This window comes from Pseudomonas sp. SW-3 (genome assembly GCF_016615645.1).
In the GTDB taxonomy this organism is placed as follows: Bacteria; Pseudomonadota; Gammaproteobacteria; order Pseudomonadales; family Pseudomonadaceae; genus Aquipseudomonas; species Aquipseudomonas mandelii.
This window is the reverse complement of record NZ_CP067098.1, coordinates 1,151,169-1,168,954: the sequence shown is the minus strand read 5'-3', so window position 1 is coordinate 1,168,954 and position 17,786 is coordinate 1,151,169. Positions and strand designations below refer to the sequence as shown.

Genomic DNA, 17,786 nt, shown 5'->3' with positions numbered 1-17,786 from the left:
GTACCTGGAACATCGTGTTCAATTCGAGAGGCTCTTTAAAAGGGCCGGGGTTTTCGGTGCCTGGGTCTGGCTGTCCTTCGGCACATCATTTCCTGCACCCAGCCCGCCACCCAGCGCTGTCACCAATTCGGCGTGGGCACTCAGGCGTGCGGCCTGAACCTGCTGCTGGACCTGCTGCTGCTTGAACAACAAGGTTTGGGCATTGAGCACGTTGAGGTAGTCGGTGAGCCCGCGCTGCCAGGCGACCATCGCGATGTCATAAGTCTTCTGCGCAGCGGCCACCGACTCGGCGGCGAAGGTTTGCTGCTTGTCCATGGACTCGCGGCGGATCAACTGGTCGGAGATGTTTTTCAGCGCGTTGACCAGCGTCTGGTTGTACTTGGCCACGGCGATGTCATACCCGGCCGAGGCTTCGCCCAGCTCCGAACGCAAGCGCCCGCCGTCGAAGATCGGCAACGAGATCGCCGGGCCGACGCTGTAGTTGAGTTTCTTGCCGGTCAAAAACTCCATCGCCCCACCGCCAGTGGCCATGTAGCCGAGGCTGCCGACCAGATCGACGTTGGGGTAGAAACCGGCGTGGGCGACATCGATGCCCCGCGCCTGGGCCGCCACTTGCCAGCGGCTGGCGACCACGTCCGGACGTTGACCGAGCAATTGCGCGGGCAATGACGACGGCAGTTTCAGCGGCGCGGCCAACGACAGCGTGGGCCGTTGCAACTGCGCGCCCTCGCCTGGACCTTTCCCCGCCAGAGCGGCCAGTTGGTTACGGCTCAGGGCGATTTCCTCGTCCAGCGCGTCGATCTGGCGATGGGTTTCCGGCAGCGGCGTTTCAGCCTGACTGACATCGAAATGGGTGCCGATGCCGCCGTTCAAGCGTTTTTGCGCCAGATCGAGAATTTGCTGCTGCTGTTTCAGGGTCGCCTCGACAATGTCCCGTTGCGCGTAATGCAGCGACAGTTCGATGTAGGCGCGCACGATATTGTTCTGCAATTCGAGTTGCGCCAGACGCGCTTCGGCGGCCGTCATGTGCGCCATGTCCACGGCGCGCTCGGTGGCGTTGCTTTCGCGGCCCCAAAGGTCGAGGGCGTAGCTGAAACCCAGTGCAGCGTTGTTGTCCCAGGTGGTCGTGTTGGCCAACTCGCCCGGCCCGTAAAACTGATCGGTCGGCCAGTTGTGACGCTTGAGGGTGGATTCGCCATTAATCTGCAACGACTCGGCAGACTCGGCGATGCCGGCCATGGACCTGGCCTGCCGCACCCGCGCGGCGGCCATGGCCATGGTCGGGCTGCCTTGTACGGCGAGGTCGATCCAGCGGTTCAATTGCGGGTCGCCATAGGCCTGCCACCATTGTGCGGTGGGCCAGTGAACGTCCTGCGCGGCGCTCTGGATGGCGTCGTCGGTGGCCAGTGAATTGGCCGCCAGTGCCTTGCCCTGCGGGGCAATTCCTCCGGTTCCGATGCAGCCGCCGAGGGTCAGGGATAAAGCCAGAACACTGAGCGTCTGAAGCGCTCTGTTGATGCGACGCGGCACTGCTGCGATTTCCTGAGAGAAGGGGCGTACGAGGTCCTGTAGGAGCGAGGCTTACCCGCGAAGGCGGCGACATCGTTGGTGACTGTCACGCCGCCTTCGCGGGCGAGCCTCGCTCCTACAATGACCGGCGCAATTCTAGGGGGCGGCCTGTACGGCGATAAGCTGGGAATCCTGTGAATCTTTGTTACCGTTAACGCGATAATCCCTTGGTCGGGGTCTCAGACTCTGAAACCTTGTGTCACAATTTGCCATCGCACCCGAGAGCACCCCATGGACACTTTGCAAAACATGCGCGCCTTCAGTTACGTGGCCGAGGCCGGCAGCTTCACCGCCGCCGCCGTGCAACTGGACACCACCACGGCCAACGTCTCGCGCGCGGTCTCCAACCTGGAAGCCCACCTGCAAACCCGCCTGCTCAACCGCACCACCCGTCGCATCGCCCTGACCGAGGCCGGCAAACGCTATCTATTGCGCTGCGAGCAGATCCTGGCCTACGTCGAAGAGGCTGAAGCCGAGGCCAGCGACGCCCACGCGCGCCCGGCCGGGCAGCTCAAAGTGCACACCATGACCGGCATCGGTCAGCACTTCGTGATCGACGCCATCGCCCGCTACCGCAAGACCCACCCCGACGTGACCTTCGACCTGACCATGGCCAACCGCGTGCCGGACCTGCTCGACGAGGGGTACGACGTGTCCATCGTGCTCGCCAGCGAACTGCCGGACTCAGGGTTCGTCTCCCAGCGCCTGGGCATCACCTACAGCATCGTCTGCGCCTCGCCGGCGTATGTGAAAGCCAACGGCTGCGCGCACAAGCCCAGCGACTTGCTTAACCACGCGTGCCTGCGCCTGGTGAGCCCGGTGATCCCGCTGGAGAAATGGACTTTTGACGGCCCGGAAGGCCAGGAAATGGTCACCATCAACAGCTCGCCGTTCCTGGTGAACTCGGCTGACGCGATGAAAACCGCAATCATCAGCGGCATGGGCGTCGGCGTGTTGCCGGTGTACGCGGCGATTGAAGGCCTGCGCAACGGCACGCTGGTGCGAGTAATGCCGAACTACCGCTCGCAGGAACTGAACCTGTATGCGATCTACCCGTCGCGCCAGTACCTGGACGCGAAGATCAAGACCTGGGTCGAGTACTTGCGCGGGTCGTTGCCGGAGATATTGGCGGCGCATCAGGCGGAATTGGTGGCGTATGAATTGAGTGGGAGTCTGGGTGGGGCTCGGGTGGCGAACTGATTTCACGGTCCTACAGACGCAGTGATTTTGGGGAATGTTTCCGACGGGTTCTGTCGGTTGTTGGGTCAGACGGGAAATGGGTAGGCTTTGTGGGTCGCTGCAAAATCAGCGGCCAGGCTTGGAAACCTGATTCCCATCACAGCACATGGCATACTGCGGCGCTTTTTTCTGCCCGCAATTCCTTGTTATGGCGGCTGTGCGCGGGAGACCTTCGGGTCTGCCGGTTTTGATGGGATATCGGTTTTCCAAACCGCGCATGGCTGCCACCCCTTCGCTTGGAAACGAAAATGGCAGCTCGATTAATCCCATTTCGAGTAACTTTTTATGATCAAAGAAACACCGAACCCTCCGAAAACCGACGACGTTTCCCCTTACGAATCCCTCGATTCCAAAAAACTCAACGACGCCGCCGAACGCGCGTTGGATCACTACCTCAACCCCGCCGCCCTCAAATCCCCAGCCATCCGCAAACCCAGCACCATGTTTGTGATCGCACCGGACATCAAAGACGAAGACCTGCTGGCCCACACCTGCGAGTCATTGGCCCAGGCCAGCGTGATGGCGAGCGACTTCGCGGACTATCTGGAAGGCCCGCACCGGCACAAGGCAATGGCCATTCAACAGATCGTCATGCTGGCTGAACTGGCCGCAAACCGGATGCTCGATAACGTCGCCGTACCCAACCCTGCGCCACATAGCTGATCCTCCGGTGTGAACTGTTTCCCTGTGGGAGCGAGCCTGCTCGCGAAAGCGGTGAGTCAGACGACTTCAATGTCGAATGTTAAACAGCCTTCGCGAGCAGGCTCGCTCCCACAATGGATTGGTGGGTACCTGCAAAAAAGATTGGTCGGCTGTCAGGCCGCCTTCGCGGGCAAGCCTCGCTCCTACAAGAACTCAGCGTACAGCTTTTGATTCTCACCACTCATCAGGCCGAGCGTTAGCTCGCCTGCAGCTCTTGATCTTGATCCACCCGCCCCGTCGGGAGGCTGAGTGGAGGTGTTCATCCGGGGAGTGGCGCGCAGCGCCGTTCGACGCAGTCGAACACGCTGCATGTAGGTCGTCGCGAAGCAGACCGGAGGGCAGTGTCCCCGGATGGATACCGGAGCGAAGGAACGCCGAGCCCAGGCGAGGGGCCGGACGTTTGGGGCGAGCCTTTTTTTGCTTACTTTTTTTTGGCGTTTGAAAAAAAAGTGAGTCGCCGTAAGGGCGAAACCGCCAGCCGCCGTAACCGCAGGAATGGATATGTACCCGGTCAACCACAACATGGTCGGCCCGAAGGCCGCCATCGCTGACAGGCCAGCGCCCACAGAAACTCCCGGGCAATCCGCGGACTCGCGCAACAACGGGGAAGAATGTTAGCGTGCTTGGCATTCACCAAGCCCCGACGAGCCCTCCTCCCATGAAAAAGACCGTCCTCGCCTTCAGCCGCGTCACCCCGGAAATGGTCGAGCGCCTCCAGCAAGACTTCGACGTCATCGTCCCCAACCCGAAAAACGGCGACATCAACGCCCAGTTCAACGAAGCGCTGCCCCACGCCCACGGCCTGATCGGTGTCGGCCGCAAACTTGGCCGCGCACAACTGGAAAACGCCGCCAGACTCGAAGTCGTCTCCAGCGTCTCCGTCGGCTACGACAACTACGACGTCGCCTACTTCAACGAACGCGGGATCATGCTGACCAACACGCCGGATGTCCTCACCGAAAGCACCGCCGACCTGGCCTTCGCCCTGCTCATGAGCAGCGCCCGCCGCGTCGCCGAGCTCGATGCCTGGACCAAGGCCGGACAATGGCAAGCCACCGTCGGCGCACCGCTGTTTGGCTGCGATGTACACGGCAAAACCCTGGGCATCGTCGGCATGGGCAACATCGGTGCGGCCATTGCCCGTCGCGGGCGACTGGGCTTCAACATGCCGATCCTCTACAGCGGCAACAGCCGCAAGACTCAGCTGGAGCAAGAACTCGGCGCGCAATTTCGCAGCCTTGACGAACTGCTGGCCGAAGCCGATTTCGTTTGCCTGGTGGTACCGCTCAGCGAGAAAACCCGGCACTTGATCAGCCACCGCGAACTGGCCCTGATGAAGCCGAGCGCCATCCTGGTCAACATCGCGCGCGGTCCGGTCGTGGATGAGCCCGCCCTGATCGAAGCGCTGCAAAACAACCGCATTCGCGGCGCCGGGCTGGACGTCTACGAGAAAGAACCATTGGCCGAGTCGCCGTTGTTCCAGCTGAAAAACGCGGTGACGTTGCCGCACATCGGCTCCGCCACCCATGAAACCCGCGAGGCCATGGCCAACCGTGCGTTGGCTAACCTGCGCAGCGCACTGCTGGGCGAGCGCCCGCAAGACCTGGTCAACCCGCAAGTGTGGAAAGGCTAACTAAAACGGGCAGAGACTTATAAAGTCTCTGCCCGCTCCTTACATAACTTGCAATTCAGTCAGCCCACTAAAATAGTTCAAGCGCTATACACTCACCACCACTTATCCGACCCACGGAAAACAGTGATGGAGCACTCTAGCCTTGAACAGTATTACTACCGACAAGATCATCAGATACAGCAAGCTGGCACTAATGACTTATATAAGCTTTTTTGGCCTGCTGGTGATGTACAGCAACTTCACCGACTACGCATCCAACTATGAGTACGTCAGTCATATTCTGAGCATGGACACCACCCGGGAAAACATCAACCTGAACTACCGGGCAATCACCTCACCCATGCTCCACCACCGAATCTATTGGTTCATCATTACACTTGAAGTGATCTATACGGCCTTCTGCCTGATTGGTGCCTATTACCTTTTCCATTACAGGAATGCGCCGGCCGAGGAATTCCATGAGGCCAAGAAGTTTTCAATCATCGGATTATTGATCGCCATATTTGTCTACTACGTTTGCCTGCAAGTGATCGGCGTTGAATGGTTCAACATGGACGAATCACAAACCTGGAATGCCAAGGACTGGGCCCGGCATATTGTCGACTTCATACTTCCGCTGCTGATATTCGTCGCACTCCGGACCGAGCGTTAAGCGCACTCGGCCCCGACGTATTCAGGCGAGTTTGCCATTGCCTTGCGCTATCGGCGCCTTGGGTTTGCGGAACACCAGTACGTTGCCAAGCATCACCAACACTAGCCCCACCAATGCTGGCGCGGTCCATTGATAGCCTTCGGCAAACGCCGAGACATTCAGCGCCACGACCGGGAACAGCACGGTGCAATAGGCCGCTCGCTCCGGGCCCATACGCCCGACCAGCGTCAAGTACGCGGTGAAGCCGATGACCGAACCCGGAATCACCAGGTACAGCAGCGAGCCGATATAACGCGCGTTCCATTCCATGTCGAACGGAATGCCCCTGACCAGACACCACACCGACAACATCGCGGCGCCATACGCCATGCCCCAGGCGTTAGTGGTCAACGGCTTCAAACCGGCCTTCTGTTGCAGGCTCGAGAGCATGTTCCCGGCCGAGAAACACAGGGTGCCGAGCAATGCCAGGCCCAGGCCGAGCAAGGTTTCCGGGCTGGCGGTGTGGCCGGCCAACTCAGGCCAGAACAACAGGCCAAGCCCGGCCAAGCCCAGCGCACCGCCCATCAAAACGTTGCGGGCGATTTTCTGGCCGAAGAACACCCGTGCATTGAGTGCGTTCCACAACGTGGCCGTGGAAAACACCACGGCGACCAGCCCGCTGGGAATCCACTGACTGGCCGTCAGGAAACACATGAAATTGATGCAGAACAGGCACAAGCCCTGTGCCAGACAGATCAAATGCCCGCGACGGTTCATCACTTGCAGGCGCCGGCTGAGCAGCAACAGGACGAACAGCACCAGTGCCGCGAGGCCGAAGCGATAAACGATCGACACGGGAATGGCCACCACACCCAACTGCCATTTCAAGGCAATCCAGGTGGTGCCCCAGATCAGCACGGTCAATAAATACAGCGAAAGGTTCATGACTAAGGCTCCTCAATAGGAACTCAGTGTCCTGCGCCCAGCGTGGGCGCACTTGCATAAACTTGCGCTTTTGTCGTGGCAGAGGCTGGCAGCACAGGGCCTACGGAGTAGGATGCAAGGCGTCGGAGAGAAGCGATCATGCCCGCACGAGTGTCCTGCCTCTCAAATACGTTCCTCTTGTGACGAGGGGCTGTTGCTGTCAGGCAAGGCGCCGCGACGAGTCATGGCCCGCTATGGCGAGGAGCGGCAACGCAGCATGGCGGCAACAGGCACCGTCACAAAGGAACAATATTTGAGAGACAGGACACTTGATACCCTGCAAGTCTTTCAAGCCCTCAACCGCTCGCCCAATGCTCGTCTGGAGCAAAGCGCCGAGCTCGGTGACGGCATGGCTGCAGCCTTGTGGAGCAACCATCACGACGCCCAGGATTACGAAGCGCCGAGCCACCACACACTGTCGTGCTACATCGCCGGCGGCACCGGCACGTTCCGCCGCGATCAGCCCGGCACCAAGGGCGGCCCGGACAAGCTGTGCATCCTGCCGGCCGAGCATCAGTCGGGCTGGGTGATCAACGGCGACATTCGCCTCGCCCATGTGTATTTCAGCCCCGAACAATTCGCCCTCGGCTGCGTCACGCTGCTGGACCGCGAGCCTCGCGAACTGCAATTGCGCGAAGCCACTTTCCTTGACGATCCAGCGCAGGCCCGACGCTTTCGGCAGATGCTCACCCTCAGCTGGGACGAACCCGGCGAGCGCCTGCTCACCAGCAGCCTGGCTCACGAAATGCTCAGCCACGTGTTGCTCGGCCAGGTCGGGATGCGTGAGGGCTTGCGGTTAAAAGGCGGATTGGCGGCGCACCAGCGGCGGCAGTTGGTGGAGTTCATCGACAATCAATTGGCCGAGGCGATCAGCCTGGGGCAATTGGCGGCGTTGTGTACGCTGTCGGAATATCACTTTGCGAGGATGTTTCGGGAGAGCTTTGGCTTACCGCCGCATCAGTATGTGTTGGCGCGCAGACTGGGCCGGGCGCGGGAGTTGTTGCGTTCGACATCGCAGCCTTTGGGAGAGATTGCATTGGCGTGCGGCTTTGCCAGTGCGAGCCATTTCACCAATCGGTTTCGGCAGGTTTTGGGTGGAACGCCCGGCGAGTATCGGCAGGCGTTTTTGCGTTAGTCCCGACATTTGCAGCGCCCGTCATGCCGTCTTCGCGGGCAAGCCTCGCTCCTACAAGGACAACGTAAAACGTGTAGGAGCGAGGCTTGCCCGCGAAGAACGATTACGCGGTCTGCGATCAGAATTCCAGTGTGCTGGACAACGAGATCTGCCGCGAATCCCCCATCGACACAAAGAACCGGCTCGCCGCCGAGGTGTAGTAGGTGCGGTCAAACAGGTTCTTCACGTTGAGCTGAAACTTGACCTTCTGCCCTTCGACTTTGGTGTCGTAGGTCGCGAACGCATCGGCCACGGTGTAGCTCGGCAGGTCGAAATCGTTGACCGCGTTACCCGCCCGCTCGCCAACATACCGCGCGCCCGCGCCGACCCGCAGTTGATCGCCGCCCACAATGGTGCCGAAGTCGTAGACCGCCGACAGCGAGCCGCTGTTCTTCGCGACGTTTTGCAGTTTTTTGCCCTTGTAGGTCGGGTCTTCGGTGACCTCGGCATCGGTGTAGGCATAGCTGCCGATCAGGCTCCAGCGGTCGCTGAGCTGGCCGCTCAAATCCACTTCAAGACCCCGGGAGCGTACCTCGCCGGCGGCGCTGTAAATCGTCACCGGGCCTTCGGAGTTGGCCACCAGCACGTTGCGTTTCTTGATGTCGAACAGCGCGACGTTGCCGGTCACGCGCCCTGGCATGTCGAGCTTGGCGCCGATTTCCCACGACTTGGCTTCTTCCGGCGCGACGCTGCCGTCGAGCACGGTGCTGCTGCCGCTCAACGGCGCGATGGTTGAGTTGGGTTTGAACGATTCGGTGTAGCTGCCGTAGAACGACAGTTCATCGGTGAACCGATAGACCAGACCGGCGCGCGGCACCCATTTCTGACCGTTGCTGTCGGTGTTGGCCTGGAACGGCACGCCTTTGCCGGCGTATTGGTCGTATTCCTGGAAGCGTGCGCCTGCGACGAAAATCCATTGATCGGTGAGGTGGATCGAGTCCTGCAGGAAGATCGAATCGCTGCGCAGTTCATCGGTCTGCGCACTGTCCGCCGGGCTGACCGTGGTGCCGGCGACTTCGCGGCCATAGACCGGGTTGACGTAGCTGAAGGTGCTCAGGCTTTTCTGGCGGATCAGGTCTTCGCGGTAGATCTTGCGGTATTCGTCATCGATGCCGAACACCAGGTCGTGTTGCATACCCAACACGTTCACCTTGCCTTCGAGGCTGGCGGTGGTGAAACGGTCGGTGCTGATCGCGTTTTGAGTGCCGTCCATGCTGCGGGTCAGCGTGCCGCGTCGGGTGTCGATGGCGGTGACGCGCACCTGGCTGGCGTCGTAGGTTTCACGGTTCCAGCTGTAGCCGAAATGAGCGTTCCAATTGTCGTTGAGCTCGTGATCGGCCTCGAAGTGGTAAAGGTCCGAGCGGCCTTCCATGTTGTTGAAGGGCTCGTCCAGGCGTTCATTGCGCGAGATGTCCAACGGATGGTTGGTGCGCGGATCGATGACCGTGCCGCGGTCGAACGGGGTCAGGAACTCGCGGTGTTCGTAGGAAAACAACAGCGTGGTGCTTTCGCCGAACCACGCCAGCGACGGCGCCACCAGCGTATCGCGGTGGGTGCCGAAGTTGCGCCAGTAATCTTCGTCTTCGTGGTCCAGCACCATACGGTAAGCAAAGCCGGAATCACCCAGTGCGCCGGTGCTGTCGAGGCCACCGCCGCTGCCGTTTTTACCGTCGCCGTAGGTCGAACCGCGCAGTGTCAGGGCGTTGTATTGCTCAAGCTCGGGTTTCTTGCTGACCATGTTGACCACGCCGCCCGGGTCCTGGATGCCGTACAGCAGCGAGGCCGGTCCCTTGAGGACTTCGACCCGGTCCACGGTCGCATTCATGCCGCGGCCCTGCACGATCGGCATGCCGTCGCGCATGATCGAGCCGTTGCGGTTGTCGCCGAAACCGCGGGTCATCACCGAGTCCTGGGTGCTCGCCAGCGTGTTGCCCTGAGTGATGCCGCTGACGTTGGCCAGCGCATCATCCAGATTGCGCGGCGCCTGATCGCGAATGACCTGGGCCGGAATGACGTTGACGGTCTGCGGGATGTCCTGGAGCAAGGCCGACGAGCGCATCACCGAGCTGGTGGGCGGCGGCTGATAGCTCATGGACTGATCGGCCACCGAGTTGATGGTGGTGGTGCCCAGATTCAATGTGCCGGCGCTGGGCAGCGGTTCAAGCACCAGGGTGTGAGCATCGCTACGGCGGAAGGTGAGGCCCGAACCGCTGAGTAAACGCTGCAGGGCCTGCTCGGCGCTCAACGGGCCATTGACCGCCGGGGCGGTGAGCCCGTAAGGCGCTTCATCGGTGTAGACCACGCTGATTCCGGTGACGCGGCTGAAGTCGCTCAAGGCCTGGGGCAGCGGTTTGGCAGCGATGGCGAAGCTGAACGGCGTAAGCGGCTGCGTATTGCCCGCCTCAGCGGCCGATGCGACGCTCGAAGGCAGCAAGGCCAACGCCGACATACTCAGTGCAGAAGCACCCAACCACTGTTTGACCGAACCCGGTTTTGCCCTGGACTTCATTGCTCATTGACCTGTGTAGAACCTACGGGATGCGAATGACTCGCAGTTTCAGTCACTACACGGATGGGGGTTGGGTTTACCTCATCATAATTTTGAAAAATAATTTTTTTGCGGGGTGATGTGGCGTTAAGCCTGACGCCTTCGCGGGCAAGCCTCGCTCCTACAAGGATCGCGCGAACCTGTAGGGGGGCGGGCTTGCCCGCGATGGGGCCGGCAGCCTCACCGCAAAATAATCAGATGCCCCATCACCTTGGTCTGCTCAAACCCCAAAACGCCCTGCAACGAACCCAACACCGCCTGCGGATCCTTGCTCGGAAAACTGCCACTGACCCGCCGCGCGGCCAGTTCATCGTTGAGCAGCACAATCCGCCCCGGGTAATAACGCCCCAGATCCTGCACCACATCGGCCAGGGTGACCTTGTAGTAATTGAGCCAACCCTGACGCCAGGCCAGTTGCGCTTCACTGTCAACCACACGCAGCTTTTGCGCCGAACCTTCGCCATACGCCACTTGCTGGCCAGCGGTCAGAATCTGCTGCTCGGCGTGCCTGTCCGCTGTCACGCCGACCCGTCCTGACAGGACCGTGACCTGCGCACCATGGGGCTGCAAACGTACTTCGAACTGAGTGCCGAGCACCCGGGCCTGGCCCTTTTCAGCGTCGACCACAAACGGATCGCCCGTGTGGGTCACGCTGAAGAATCCGGCACCGCGACGCAGCTGAACGTGGCGCTCGCCGCCACTGAAATCCACGGCAATGGCGCTGTCGGCGTCCAGCGTCACTTGCGACTGATCGGCCAGCGTCACGGTGCGAATTTCACCTGGCGCAGACACATAGTCCGCCCCCAGATCATCGATCCAGCGCATCGGCTGCCAACCCGCGCCGATGCCGATCATCAGCACCAGGCACGCGGCCATGGCCAGCGCGCCAGACCAGCGCCGCACGCCGGTGCGTCGGGATCGGTTCATCGCATTGAGGTAACCCTGCAAGGCGAAAGCGTCCTCATCGGCCAGGGTTCGTGCGGGCATTTCGCTCAACTCCCACAGCACTTGCGCCTGGGCATAAGCCTCGGCGTGGGCGGGATCGGCCTGGAGCCAGCGGCTGAAAGTGAGTTGATCGCCGCTGCTCGGTTGGTCGTGCAACAGGCTCAGCCAGGCGAGTGCAGCCTGCTCTTGAGCGGGCGTCGGGGTGACGCGGTCGAGTTGATTCACGGTGCTTTCCCTGGCGTGCGCGTTGGCGGTTCCCGCAAACTGGCCTTGCAGGCATCGAGGGCGCGCATCATATGTTTTTCCACGGCGCTTTGGGACAGGCCCATGGCCTTGGCGATCTCCGCGTATTTGCGGCCATGGATGCGGTTGAGCAGAAAGATTTGCCGGGTACGTTCCGGCAATGCGCGCAACGCCGCTTCGACGTGACGCAGGTCGTTGCCCGCCTCCAGCGCCGCTTGTGGTTCGCTGCCCTGGCTGTCCGGTTGATCCGGCATCCAGCCTTCGTTGACCCGCACCCGCGTGCCTTCGCTGCGCAAATGGTCGATGGCGATGTTGCCGGCGCAACGCAGCAGGTAAGTGCTGAGTTCCTCGACCTGCACCAGCGGACGCCGCCAGAAACGCAGAAACAAGTCCTGCACCAGATCGGCGGCGGTCGCGCGGCAGCCGACACGCCGGCTCACCAGCGCTTCCATCTGCGAACGCTGGGACAGGAACACCTGAAGGAAATGCGCACGGGCGCCGCGATATTCGTCGTCGCGGGATTCCGGGGGATCGCTGGTCATCACTGCGCAAACACTGCGACGGGACTGGCAAGCAGGCTCAACCCAGCCAACGCCAGGGCCAGTCGCGGGCGATAAGGCATCAACAACACCAGCATCAAGGCGCTGAGCATCAACACCGCAAACCACTCCACCAACCCGAGCCCCCAACCGGTTTTCGCCACCGCCGCCCATAACGAAACTGCCAGCAGCAACCAGCCGCCCAGCTTGAACGTTTTGCGTCGCCGGGCAGACGGCTGGCACCCCAGCAGTTCGCCGTGATGCCGATCCATGGATAAACACAGCGCGGTGAAACCGCCGTAGCAGAGCAGCAGGGCCAACAGCATTCAGTTCACCTTTTGCTCAAGCATGATCAATCGGGCGCGTTCTTTGGCGACGCGAACGGTCTGCCGGGTGTGCTGCATTTTCCAGGCAGCCCAGGCCAGGAACAGGCCACTGCCCAGGCAGGTCAGATCGAACCCGGCGAGCGTCCAGTCACCTTGAGCCAGCGTCACGCCCAAGTGATACGGCGTGGTCAGCGCGTTCAACAGCGGCACCCCGCAGAACAGCATCGCGGCCAACGCCAATTGCTCGATCCATGCCGCGCGACCACAACGGAACACTGCGTGAACCACGCTCAAGCCCCAGACGATGAAGAAGCTGTTCACTTCCCACTCCGCCCGGGTGGCCATCTCCACCGGCAGCAACCGATTGGCCCAGAAAAATGCCGCCACCGCGACCACCAGCCCGGACATGCTGGCAATGTTCAGCACTTCCACCAGCCGCAGTTCGAAGGGCATTACGCCGCTTTTCACATGTTTGAGCTGACGCTTGCCGAGCCAGATCACCAGACCGGTTCCGATCATCGCCGTGCTCGCCAACCCGCAGATGAAGTACAGCCAGCGCAGCACGGGGCTCGCGAAATGGCCCATGTGCAAGCCATAGAAACTGCCGGCGATGGCCATCGGCACCGGTTGCTGTGGCGTGGCGCTGAGTTGCTGGCCGGTCACGCCGTGGAAGGTCACCGCGCTGCTGGCGTCATAAATCACGCGGTCTGCATCATCCCTTGAGACGACAATCGAAGCATTCGCATCCCCCGGATTGTTCACCGTCAGCCGTTCCGCCCGGCCGCCCGACCACTGCGCGCGCGCCCGCTCCAGCAACGGCGCCATCGGTGCCAGTTCCGCCGGTTTGCCGGCCAGTTCGGGCGTGCCGGAGGCCGGGAATACCTCCGCGTAAAACGCGCGGGGATCGCCTTTGTACGAAGCCAGGATGCTCGCCGGCATCACCATAGCCATGAAAATCACCAGGCTGCTGTAGGTGATCATCAGGTGAAACGGCAACACCAGAACGCCCACCGCGTTGTGCCCGTCCAGCCAGGAACGCTGGCCTTTGCGCGGGCGGAAGGTGAAGAAGTCCTTGAAGATTTTCTTGTGGGTGATGATCCCGGTGATCAAACCGATGAACATCACCATGGCCGCGATGGTCGACAACCAGCGGCCCCACGGATAGGGCATTTGCAGCTGGAAGTGGAAGCGATAGAAGAAATCGCCGCCCATCGATTCGCGGCCCTGCACTTCGCTGCCGGTTTGCGCGTCGAGCAGTTTCTCGGTGAATTGCCCGCGCTCGCCGGGCTTGGCAGGGGTCTGTTGCCAGCGCACTGACAGACCCGGTTCCCGGGCACTCGGCAGGTCGATCAACCAGCGCGAGGCGCCGGCCGCGTGTTGCTGGAGGTAGTTTTGCGCCAGCGTCAGACTGGCTTCGGAGGTCACCGCACGCGCCGGTATCTCGGGCTGCATCCAGTGACTGATCTCGTCCTTGAAATAGGCGAGCGTGCCGGTCAGGAAAATCGCGAACAACAACCAGCCGAAGGTCAACCCGGCCCAGGTGTGCAACCAGGCCATCGCCTGACGAAATCCCTCTTTCATGCGTGGCCCATCCAATTAGCCAACCCCGACACCGCCGCCAGCAGCAGGCTCGCCACAATCAATCCGAACCAGGCTCGCCAGGCACTGCGACAGGCAAAACACCAGAGCACCGCGATCAGGTAGGCCAGAAAAGAGCTCATCATCCCGGTCACCACCGCTTCGGCCCGGGCCATCGGCAACCATGAGCTCAAGCTGACACTGGCCAGCGCTGCGACGATATAGCCGCCCAACACCGCGGCCAGCACTCGGGAAGTGACGGCCAATCGATAAGGAACGGGGAGCGTGCGGGTTTTGCCTTTCATGGTTCGACCTTGAAACCAGGTGAGGCCGCATGAAAGTCATGGGGCCAACAAGACCGCAATATTAATGATAAATATTCTCATACGCAAAAGAGTTCCTATGAGATCGACTGTTCCGGACAGTCCGATTGCGATGCGAGGGGTGCCGAGCCGCTGATCCGCGGGCTCGGGAACGATCAGTTGATTGATCGGCAAAACGAAAACGGGCCTGCATGTGCAGGCCCGTTTTTAAGGGTGGAGAGCGGAAAGGTTAAATGTGGATCAAGCTTCAGCCGTTTTGCGCAGCCTGTTCGTTCTCGAGAAATTCATCTTCCAGCAGCGCATCGGCAGTGGGTCTTTCGAACGGCACCAAAGCGGCACGTGGTTTGCCCCGCAGTTTGCCGAACAGATGCTCAAGCGCATGTTCGAGTTTTTCCGCCGCACCGTCGATTGCTTGCTCCAGGGTGTCGGCTTTATGAGTGACAGAAATCGGTTGGTGGCCTTTTGGCCGCGCTTCCAGTTGGCAGCGCATGTCATGGGGACCTGGCTTGTCGCCATTCTCGTCCCGCAGATGGACCTCGACGCGTGTCAGGTCCTCTTCATAACGTTCGAGCGTGCTCTCAATGGTAGTACGTACCCACTCCTCCAGTCGGATGCTGCTTTGAATATGGTTATCACTGTTGACTTGGATTTGCATAGTTCATCCCTTATTTCAGCTAGCTCGCGAGAGGCGCATCGGCTGGCCCTTGGGCGTCATCACCGTGACCTCTTACTTACACAATCGGTCTGCGCGAAGAACATTTCAACCCCTAAAAAAAGATAAATATGGATTCGCAAAAAAAGTCGGACAACCACCAAAAGCGCTGTTAAGGTCGGGAGTTGGGTCGCCTCTCTCCCCAGTCACAATTGCTCACATCTGTCGCTCCGCCAGGGGGTGCAGACTGCGGAAAATCCCCGCCTCTTCTACCAGCCAGTCATGCACCGCACGCACGCCCGGATGGCTCAGCGCCCCTGGCGCATACAGCAGCACGTAGCGTTTGTGATTGGGCACCGCCAGCCCGAACGGCACAATCAACGTCCCCCGCTCCAGTTCATCGTTAAGCAACGTGCGCCGCGCAATCGCCACGCCCATGCCGGCTATCGCCGCTTCGATGGTCAGGTGATTACGATTGAAGGTATGCCCGCGCCGCACGTCCGCGCCTTCGAAGCCGATGGCATTGAGGTAGAACTCCCATTCCGCGTACTCGTAACTGCCGCGCCAGGCGGTGATGTCGTGCAGCAACGGAAAGTGCACCAGGCCCGCCGGGCCATGCAGCGGTGGTCGGCCACGTAGCAGGCTCGGGGCGCAGACCGGGAAGATCTGCTCGTCGAGCAAGGTTGTGGACAACAACCCGGGATAACTGCCGTCATTCAGGTCGATCGCCAGGTCGAAGTCCCCTTCATGCAACGGCACGCTGCTGTCCTCGGCCACCAGGCGCAATTGAATGTCCGGAAAGCGCTGCTGCAAACGTGGCAGGCGCGGGGTCAGCCACTTGCTCAGGAACGATGGAATCGAACGCACCCGCAGAATTCCGCTGATCATTCCGGCGTCCAGTCGTCGCAATTCCGCATCGATGCTGCCGTAAGCCTCGTTGACGGTGATGGCCAGTCGCTGGCCCTCGGCGCTCAATTCCACGCCGCGCGCACGACGGTGAAACAAGCGAAAGCCCAGCCGCTCTTCCAGTTGGCGGATTTGCTGACTGACCGCACCCGGCGTGATGTGCAGCTCTTCGGCGCAGCGGGTGAACGACAAGTGCCGTGCGGCACAGGAAAACACGTGCAGCCAGACGTAAGTCTGGGCGTGCAATTGGCGACTCATTGTTTAGTCCTGCTAAAGGCTGTCTTAGGAAGTTTCGTTGGTCATGTAGGACCGAGGTCGGCAGTATCGCCGACATTGCGCTTGTCCTACAAAAATGGCAGCGATTTCTCTTCCATTGCTTGTATAGGCTTTAGCATGGCTATCAGTGTTTTCGATCTCTTCAAAGTCGGCATCGGTCCGTCCAGTTCCCACACCGTCGGCCCGATGCGCGCCGCCGCGACCTTCGCCCAGGCACTGATTGACCAGAATTTGCTCGACGCCGTCCGTCGGGTAGAAATTCGTCTGTACGGCTCCCTTTCCGCCACCGGCGTCGGCCACGCGACCGACCGCGCCTGCGTGATGGGCCTGATGGGCGAATGGCCGGACAGCATCGATCCGACCACCATCGACAGCCGAATCCAGACCTTGCGCGAAACCGGCGAACTGACTCTGGCCGGCAACAAGACCATTGCCTTCAACTGGCAACGCGATCTCCTGCTGCTCGATGAGAGTCTGCCCTACCACCCCAACGCCATGTCGCTGACAGCCTTCGGCGAAACCGGTGAGCTGTCGGAGCAAACGTACTACTCGATCGGCGGCGGTTTCATCATCGAAGCGGCGGAAGCCGAGTCCGGCATTGCGCCGGCCAGCGATGTGGTGCTGCCCTACGATTTCTCCAGCGCCGCCGAATTGCTCAAGCTCTGCAACCAGCACGGCTTGCGGGTTTCCGAGTTGATGATGGCCAACGAACTGGCCTGGCGCAGCGAAGCCGAGATCCGTCAGGGCTTGCTGCACATCTGGTCGGTGATGCGTGAGTGCGTCGAGCAAGGCATGCGTCACGAAGGCATCCTGCCCGGTGGTCTGAATGTTCCGCGCCGCGCGGCGAAACTGCACCGCAGCCTGCTGGAAATCGGCAAACCGAATGTCATCACCTCCACGCTGTCGGCCATGGAGTGGGTGAACCTGTTCGCCCTCGCCGTGAACGAAGAAAACGCGGCGGGCGGGCGCATGGTCACGGCACCGACCAACGGCGCAGCAGGGATCATTCCGGCGGTGTTGCACTACTACATGAAATTCAACCCGGACGCGTCGGACGATGACGTGGTCGCCTTCTTTTTGGCCGCGGCGGCCGTAGGCATTCTCTGCAAGAAAAACGCGTCGATCTCCGGTGCCGAAGTCGGCTGCCAGGGTGAAGTCGGTTCCGCCTGCGCCATGGCCGCCGCCGGCCTGGCCGACGTGCTCGGCGCCACGCCCGAGCAACTGGAAAATGCCGCCGAAATCGGCCTGGAACACAACCTCGGCCTGACCTGCGATCCGGTCGGCGGCCTGGTGCAAGTGCCGTGCATCGAGCGCAACGCCATCGCGGCGGTGAAGGCCATCAATGCCACGCAAATGGCCCTGCGCGGCGACGGCAAACACTTCATTTCCCTGGACCGGGTGATCCGCACCATGCGCGATACCGGCGCCGACATGCATGACAAATACAAAGAGACTTCACGGGGCGGCCTGGCAGTGAGCTGGGTGGAGTGCTGAGGAGCATTCCCTGACCGCCTGCAA

The 17,786-nt window shown here is 61.0% G+C and carries 16 protein-coding genes; 6 read left to right on the top strand and 10 right to left on the bottom strand.

Annotation, left to right across the window (positions count from 1 at the left end):
- Positions 1-18: 18 nt before the first annotated feature.
- Positions 19-1,530, bottom strand: coding sequence for an efflux transporter outer membrane subunit (locus JIO00_RS05125; protein WP_200667764.1), 1,512 nt, complete (start codon positions 1,528-1,530; stop codon positions 19-21).
- Positions 1,531-1,800: 270 nt separating this feature from the next.
- Between JIO00_RS05125 and JIO00_RS05120 the strand changes: the two genes are divergently transcribed.
- The 4 genes from JIO00_RS05120 to JIO00_RS05105 all read left to right on the top strand — a co-directional run bounded on the left by JIO00_RS05120 (position 1,801) and on the right by JIO00_RS05105 (position 5,795).
- Positions 1,801-2,769, top strand: a complete 969-nt coding sequence (locus JIO00_RS05120; RefSeq protein ID WP_077748258.1) for a LysR family transcriptional regulator — start codon at positions 1,801-1,803, stop codon at positions 2,767-2,769.
- Positions 2,770-3,093: 324 nt separating this feature from the next.
- On the top strand, positions 3,094-3,471 hold the full coding sequence (locus JIO00_RS05115; protein WP_102595397.1) for a DUF6124 family protein: 378 nt from the start codon (positions 3,094-3,096) through the stop codon (positions 3,469-3,471).
- 697 nt (positions 3,472-4,168) lie between these two features.
- Positions 4,169-5,143, top strand: a complete 975-nt coding sequence (locus tag JIO00_RS05110) for a 2-hydroxyacid dehydrogenase (protein ID WP_083374966.1) — start codon at positions 4,169-4,171, stop codon at positions 5,141-5,143.
- Between the two features lie 142 nt (positions 5,144-5,285).
- Entirely contained in the window at positions 5,286-5,795 is a 510-nt protein-coding gene (locus JIO00_RS05105; protein ID WP_010463155.1) for a DUF2165 family protein, read from the top strand.
- A 21-nt stretch (positions 5,796-5,816) separates the two neighbouring features.
- Here JIO00_RS05105 and JIO00_RS05100 read toward each other — a convergent pair whose 3' ends face one another.
- Positions 5,817-6,719 (bottom strand): DMT family transporter, encoded by a 903-nt coding sequence (locus tag JIO00_RS05100; protein WP_200667763.1) that lies wholly within the window; start codon positions 6,717-6,719, stop codon positions 5,817-5,819.
- 292 nt (positions 6,720-7,011) lie between these two features.
- Between JIO00_RS05100 and JIO00_RS05095 the strand changes: the two genes are divergently transcribed.
- Positions 7,012-7,893 carry an AraC family transcriptional regulator gene (locus JIO00_RS05095; RefSeq protein WP_234452939.1) on the top strand — a complete coding sequence of 294 codons (882 nt, stop codon included), beginning with the start codon at positions 7,012-7,014 and terminating at the stop codon, positions 7,891-7,893.
- 118 nt (positions 7,894-8,011) lie between these two features.
- Here JIO00_RS05095 and JIO00_RS05090 read toward each other — a convergent pair whose 3' ends face one another.
- The 8 genes from JIO00_RS05090 to JIO00_RS05055 form a co-directional block, all read right to left on the bottom strand.
- On the bottom strand, positions 8,012-10,441 hold the full coding sequence (locus JIO00_RS05090; protein ID WP_083374968.1) for a TonB-dependent siderophore receptor: 2,430 nt from the start codon (positions 10,439-10,441) through the stop codon (positions 8,012-8,014).
- Between the two features lie 219 nt (positions 10,442-10,660).
- A complete protein-coding gene (locus tag JIO00_RS05085) occupies positions 10,661-11,650 on the bottom strand; it encodes a FecR family protein (protein ID WP_172792287.1) in 990 nt (329 codons plus the stop codon).
- Positions 11,647-12,210: an RNA polymerase sigma factor gene (locus JIO00_RS05080; protein ID WP_010463165.1), complete on the bottom strand. Its 564-nt coding sequence runs from the start codon at positions 12,208-12,210 to the stop codon at positions 11,647-11,649. Before JIO00_RS05080 ends, JIO00_RS05085 begins: the two co-directional genes overlap by 4 nt.
- Entirely contained in the window at positions 12,210-12,533 is a 324-nt protein-coding gene (locus JIO00_RS05075) for a DUF3325 domain-containing protein (protein ID WP_200667761.1), read from the bottom strand. The genes JIO00_RS05080 and JIO00_RS05075 overlap by 1 nt, the downstream gene beginning before the upstream one ends.
- The gene (locus tag JIO00_RS05070; protein WP_200667759.1) at positions 12,534-14,114 is read right to left on the bottom strand and encodes a PepSY-associated TM helix domain-containing protein; all 1,581 of its coding nucleotides are present in this window, start codon (positions 14,112-14,114) and stop codon (positions 12,534-12,536) included.
- The gene (locus tag JIO00_RS05065) at positions 14,111-14,416 is read right to left on the bottom strand and encodes a DUF3649 domain-containing protein (protein WP_010463172.1); all 306 of its coding nucleotides are present in this window, start codon (positions 14,414-14,416) and stop codon (positions 14,111-14,113) included. The genes JIO00_RS05070 and JIO00_RS05065 overlap by 4 nt, the downstream gene beginning before the upstream one ends.
- Positions 14,417-14,681: 265 nt before the next feature.
- On the bottom strand, positions 14,682-15,089 hold the full coding sequence (locus JIO00_RS05060; protein WP_010463173.1) for an HPF/RaiA family ribosome-associated protein: 408 nt from the start codon (positions 15,087-15,089) through the stop codon (positions 14,682-14,684).
- 213 nt (positions 15,090-15,302) lie between these two features.
- Complete coding sequence (locus JIO00_RS05055; RefSeq protein WP_010463175.1) at positions 15,303-16,250, bottom strand: LysR substrate-binding domain-containing protein; 948 nt, start codon at positions 16,248-16,250, stop codon at positions 15,303-15,305.
- Positions 16,251-16,385: 135 nt separating this feature from the next.
- Between JIO00_RS05055 and JIO00_RS05050 the strand changes: the two genes are divergently transcribed.
- Positions 16,386-17,762, top strand: coding sequence for an L-serine ammonia-lyase (locus JIO00_RS05050; RefSeq protein WP_077750196.1), 1,377 nt, complete (start codon positions 16,386-16,388; stop codon positions 17,760-17,762).
- Positions 17,763-17,786: the final 24 nt, after the last annotated feature.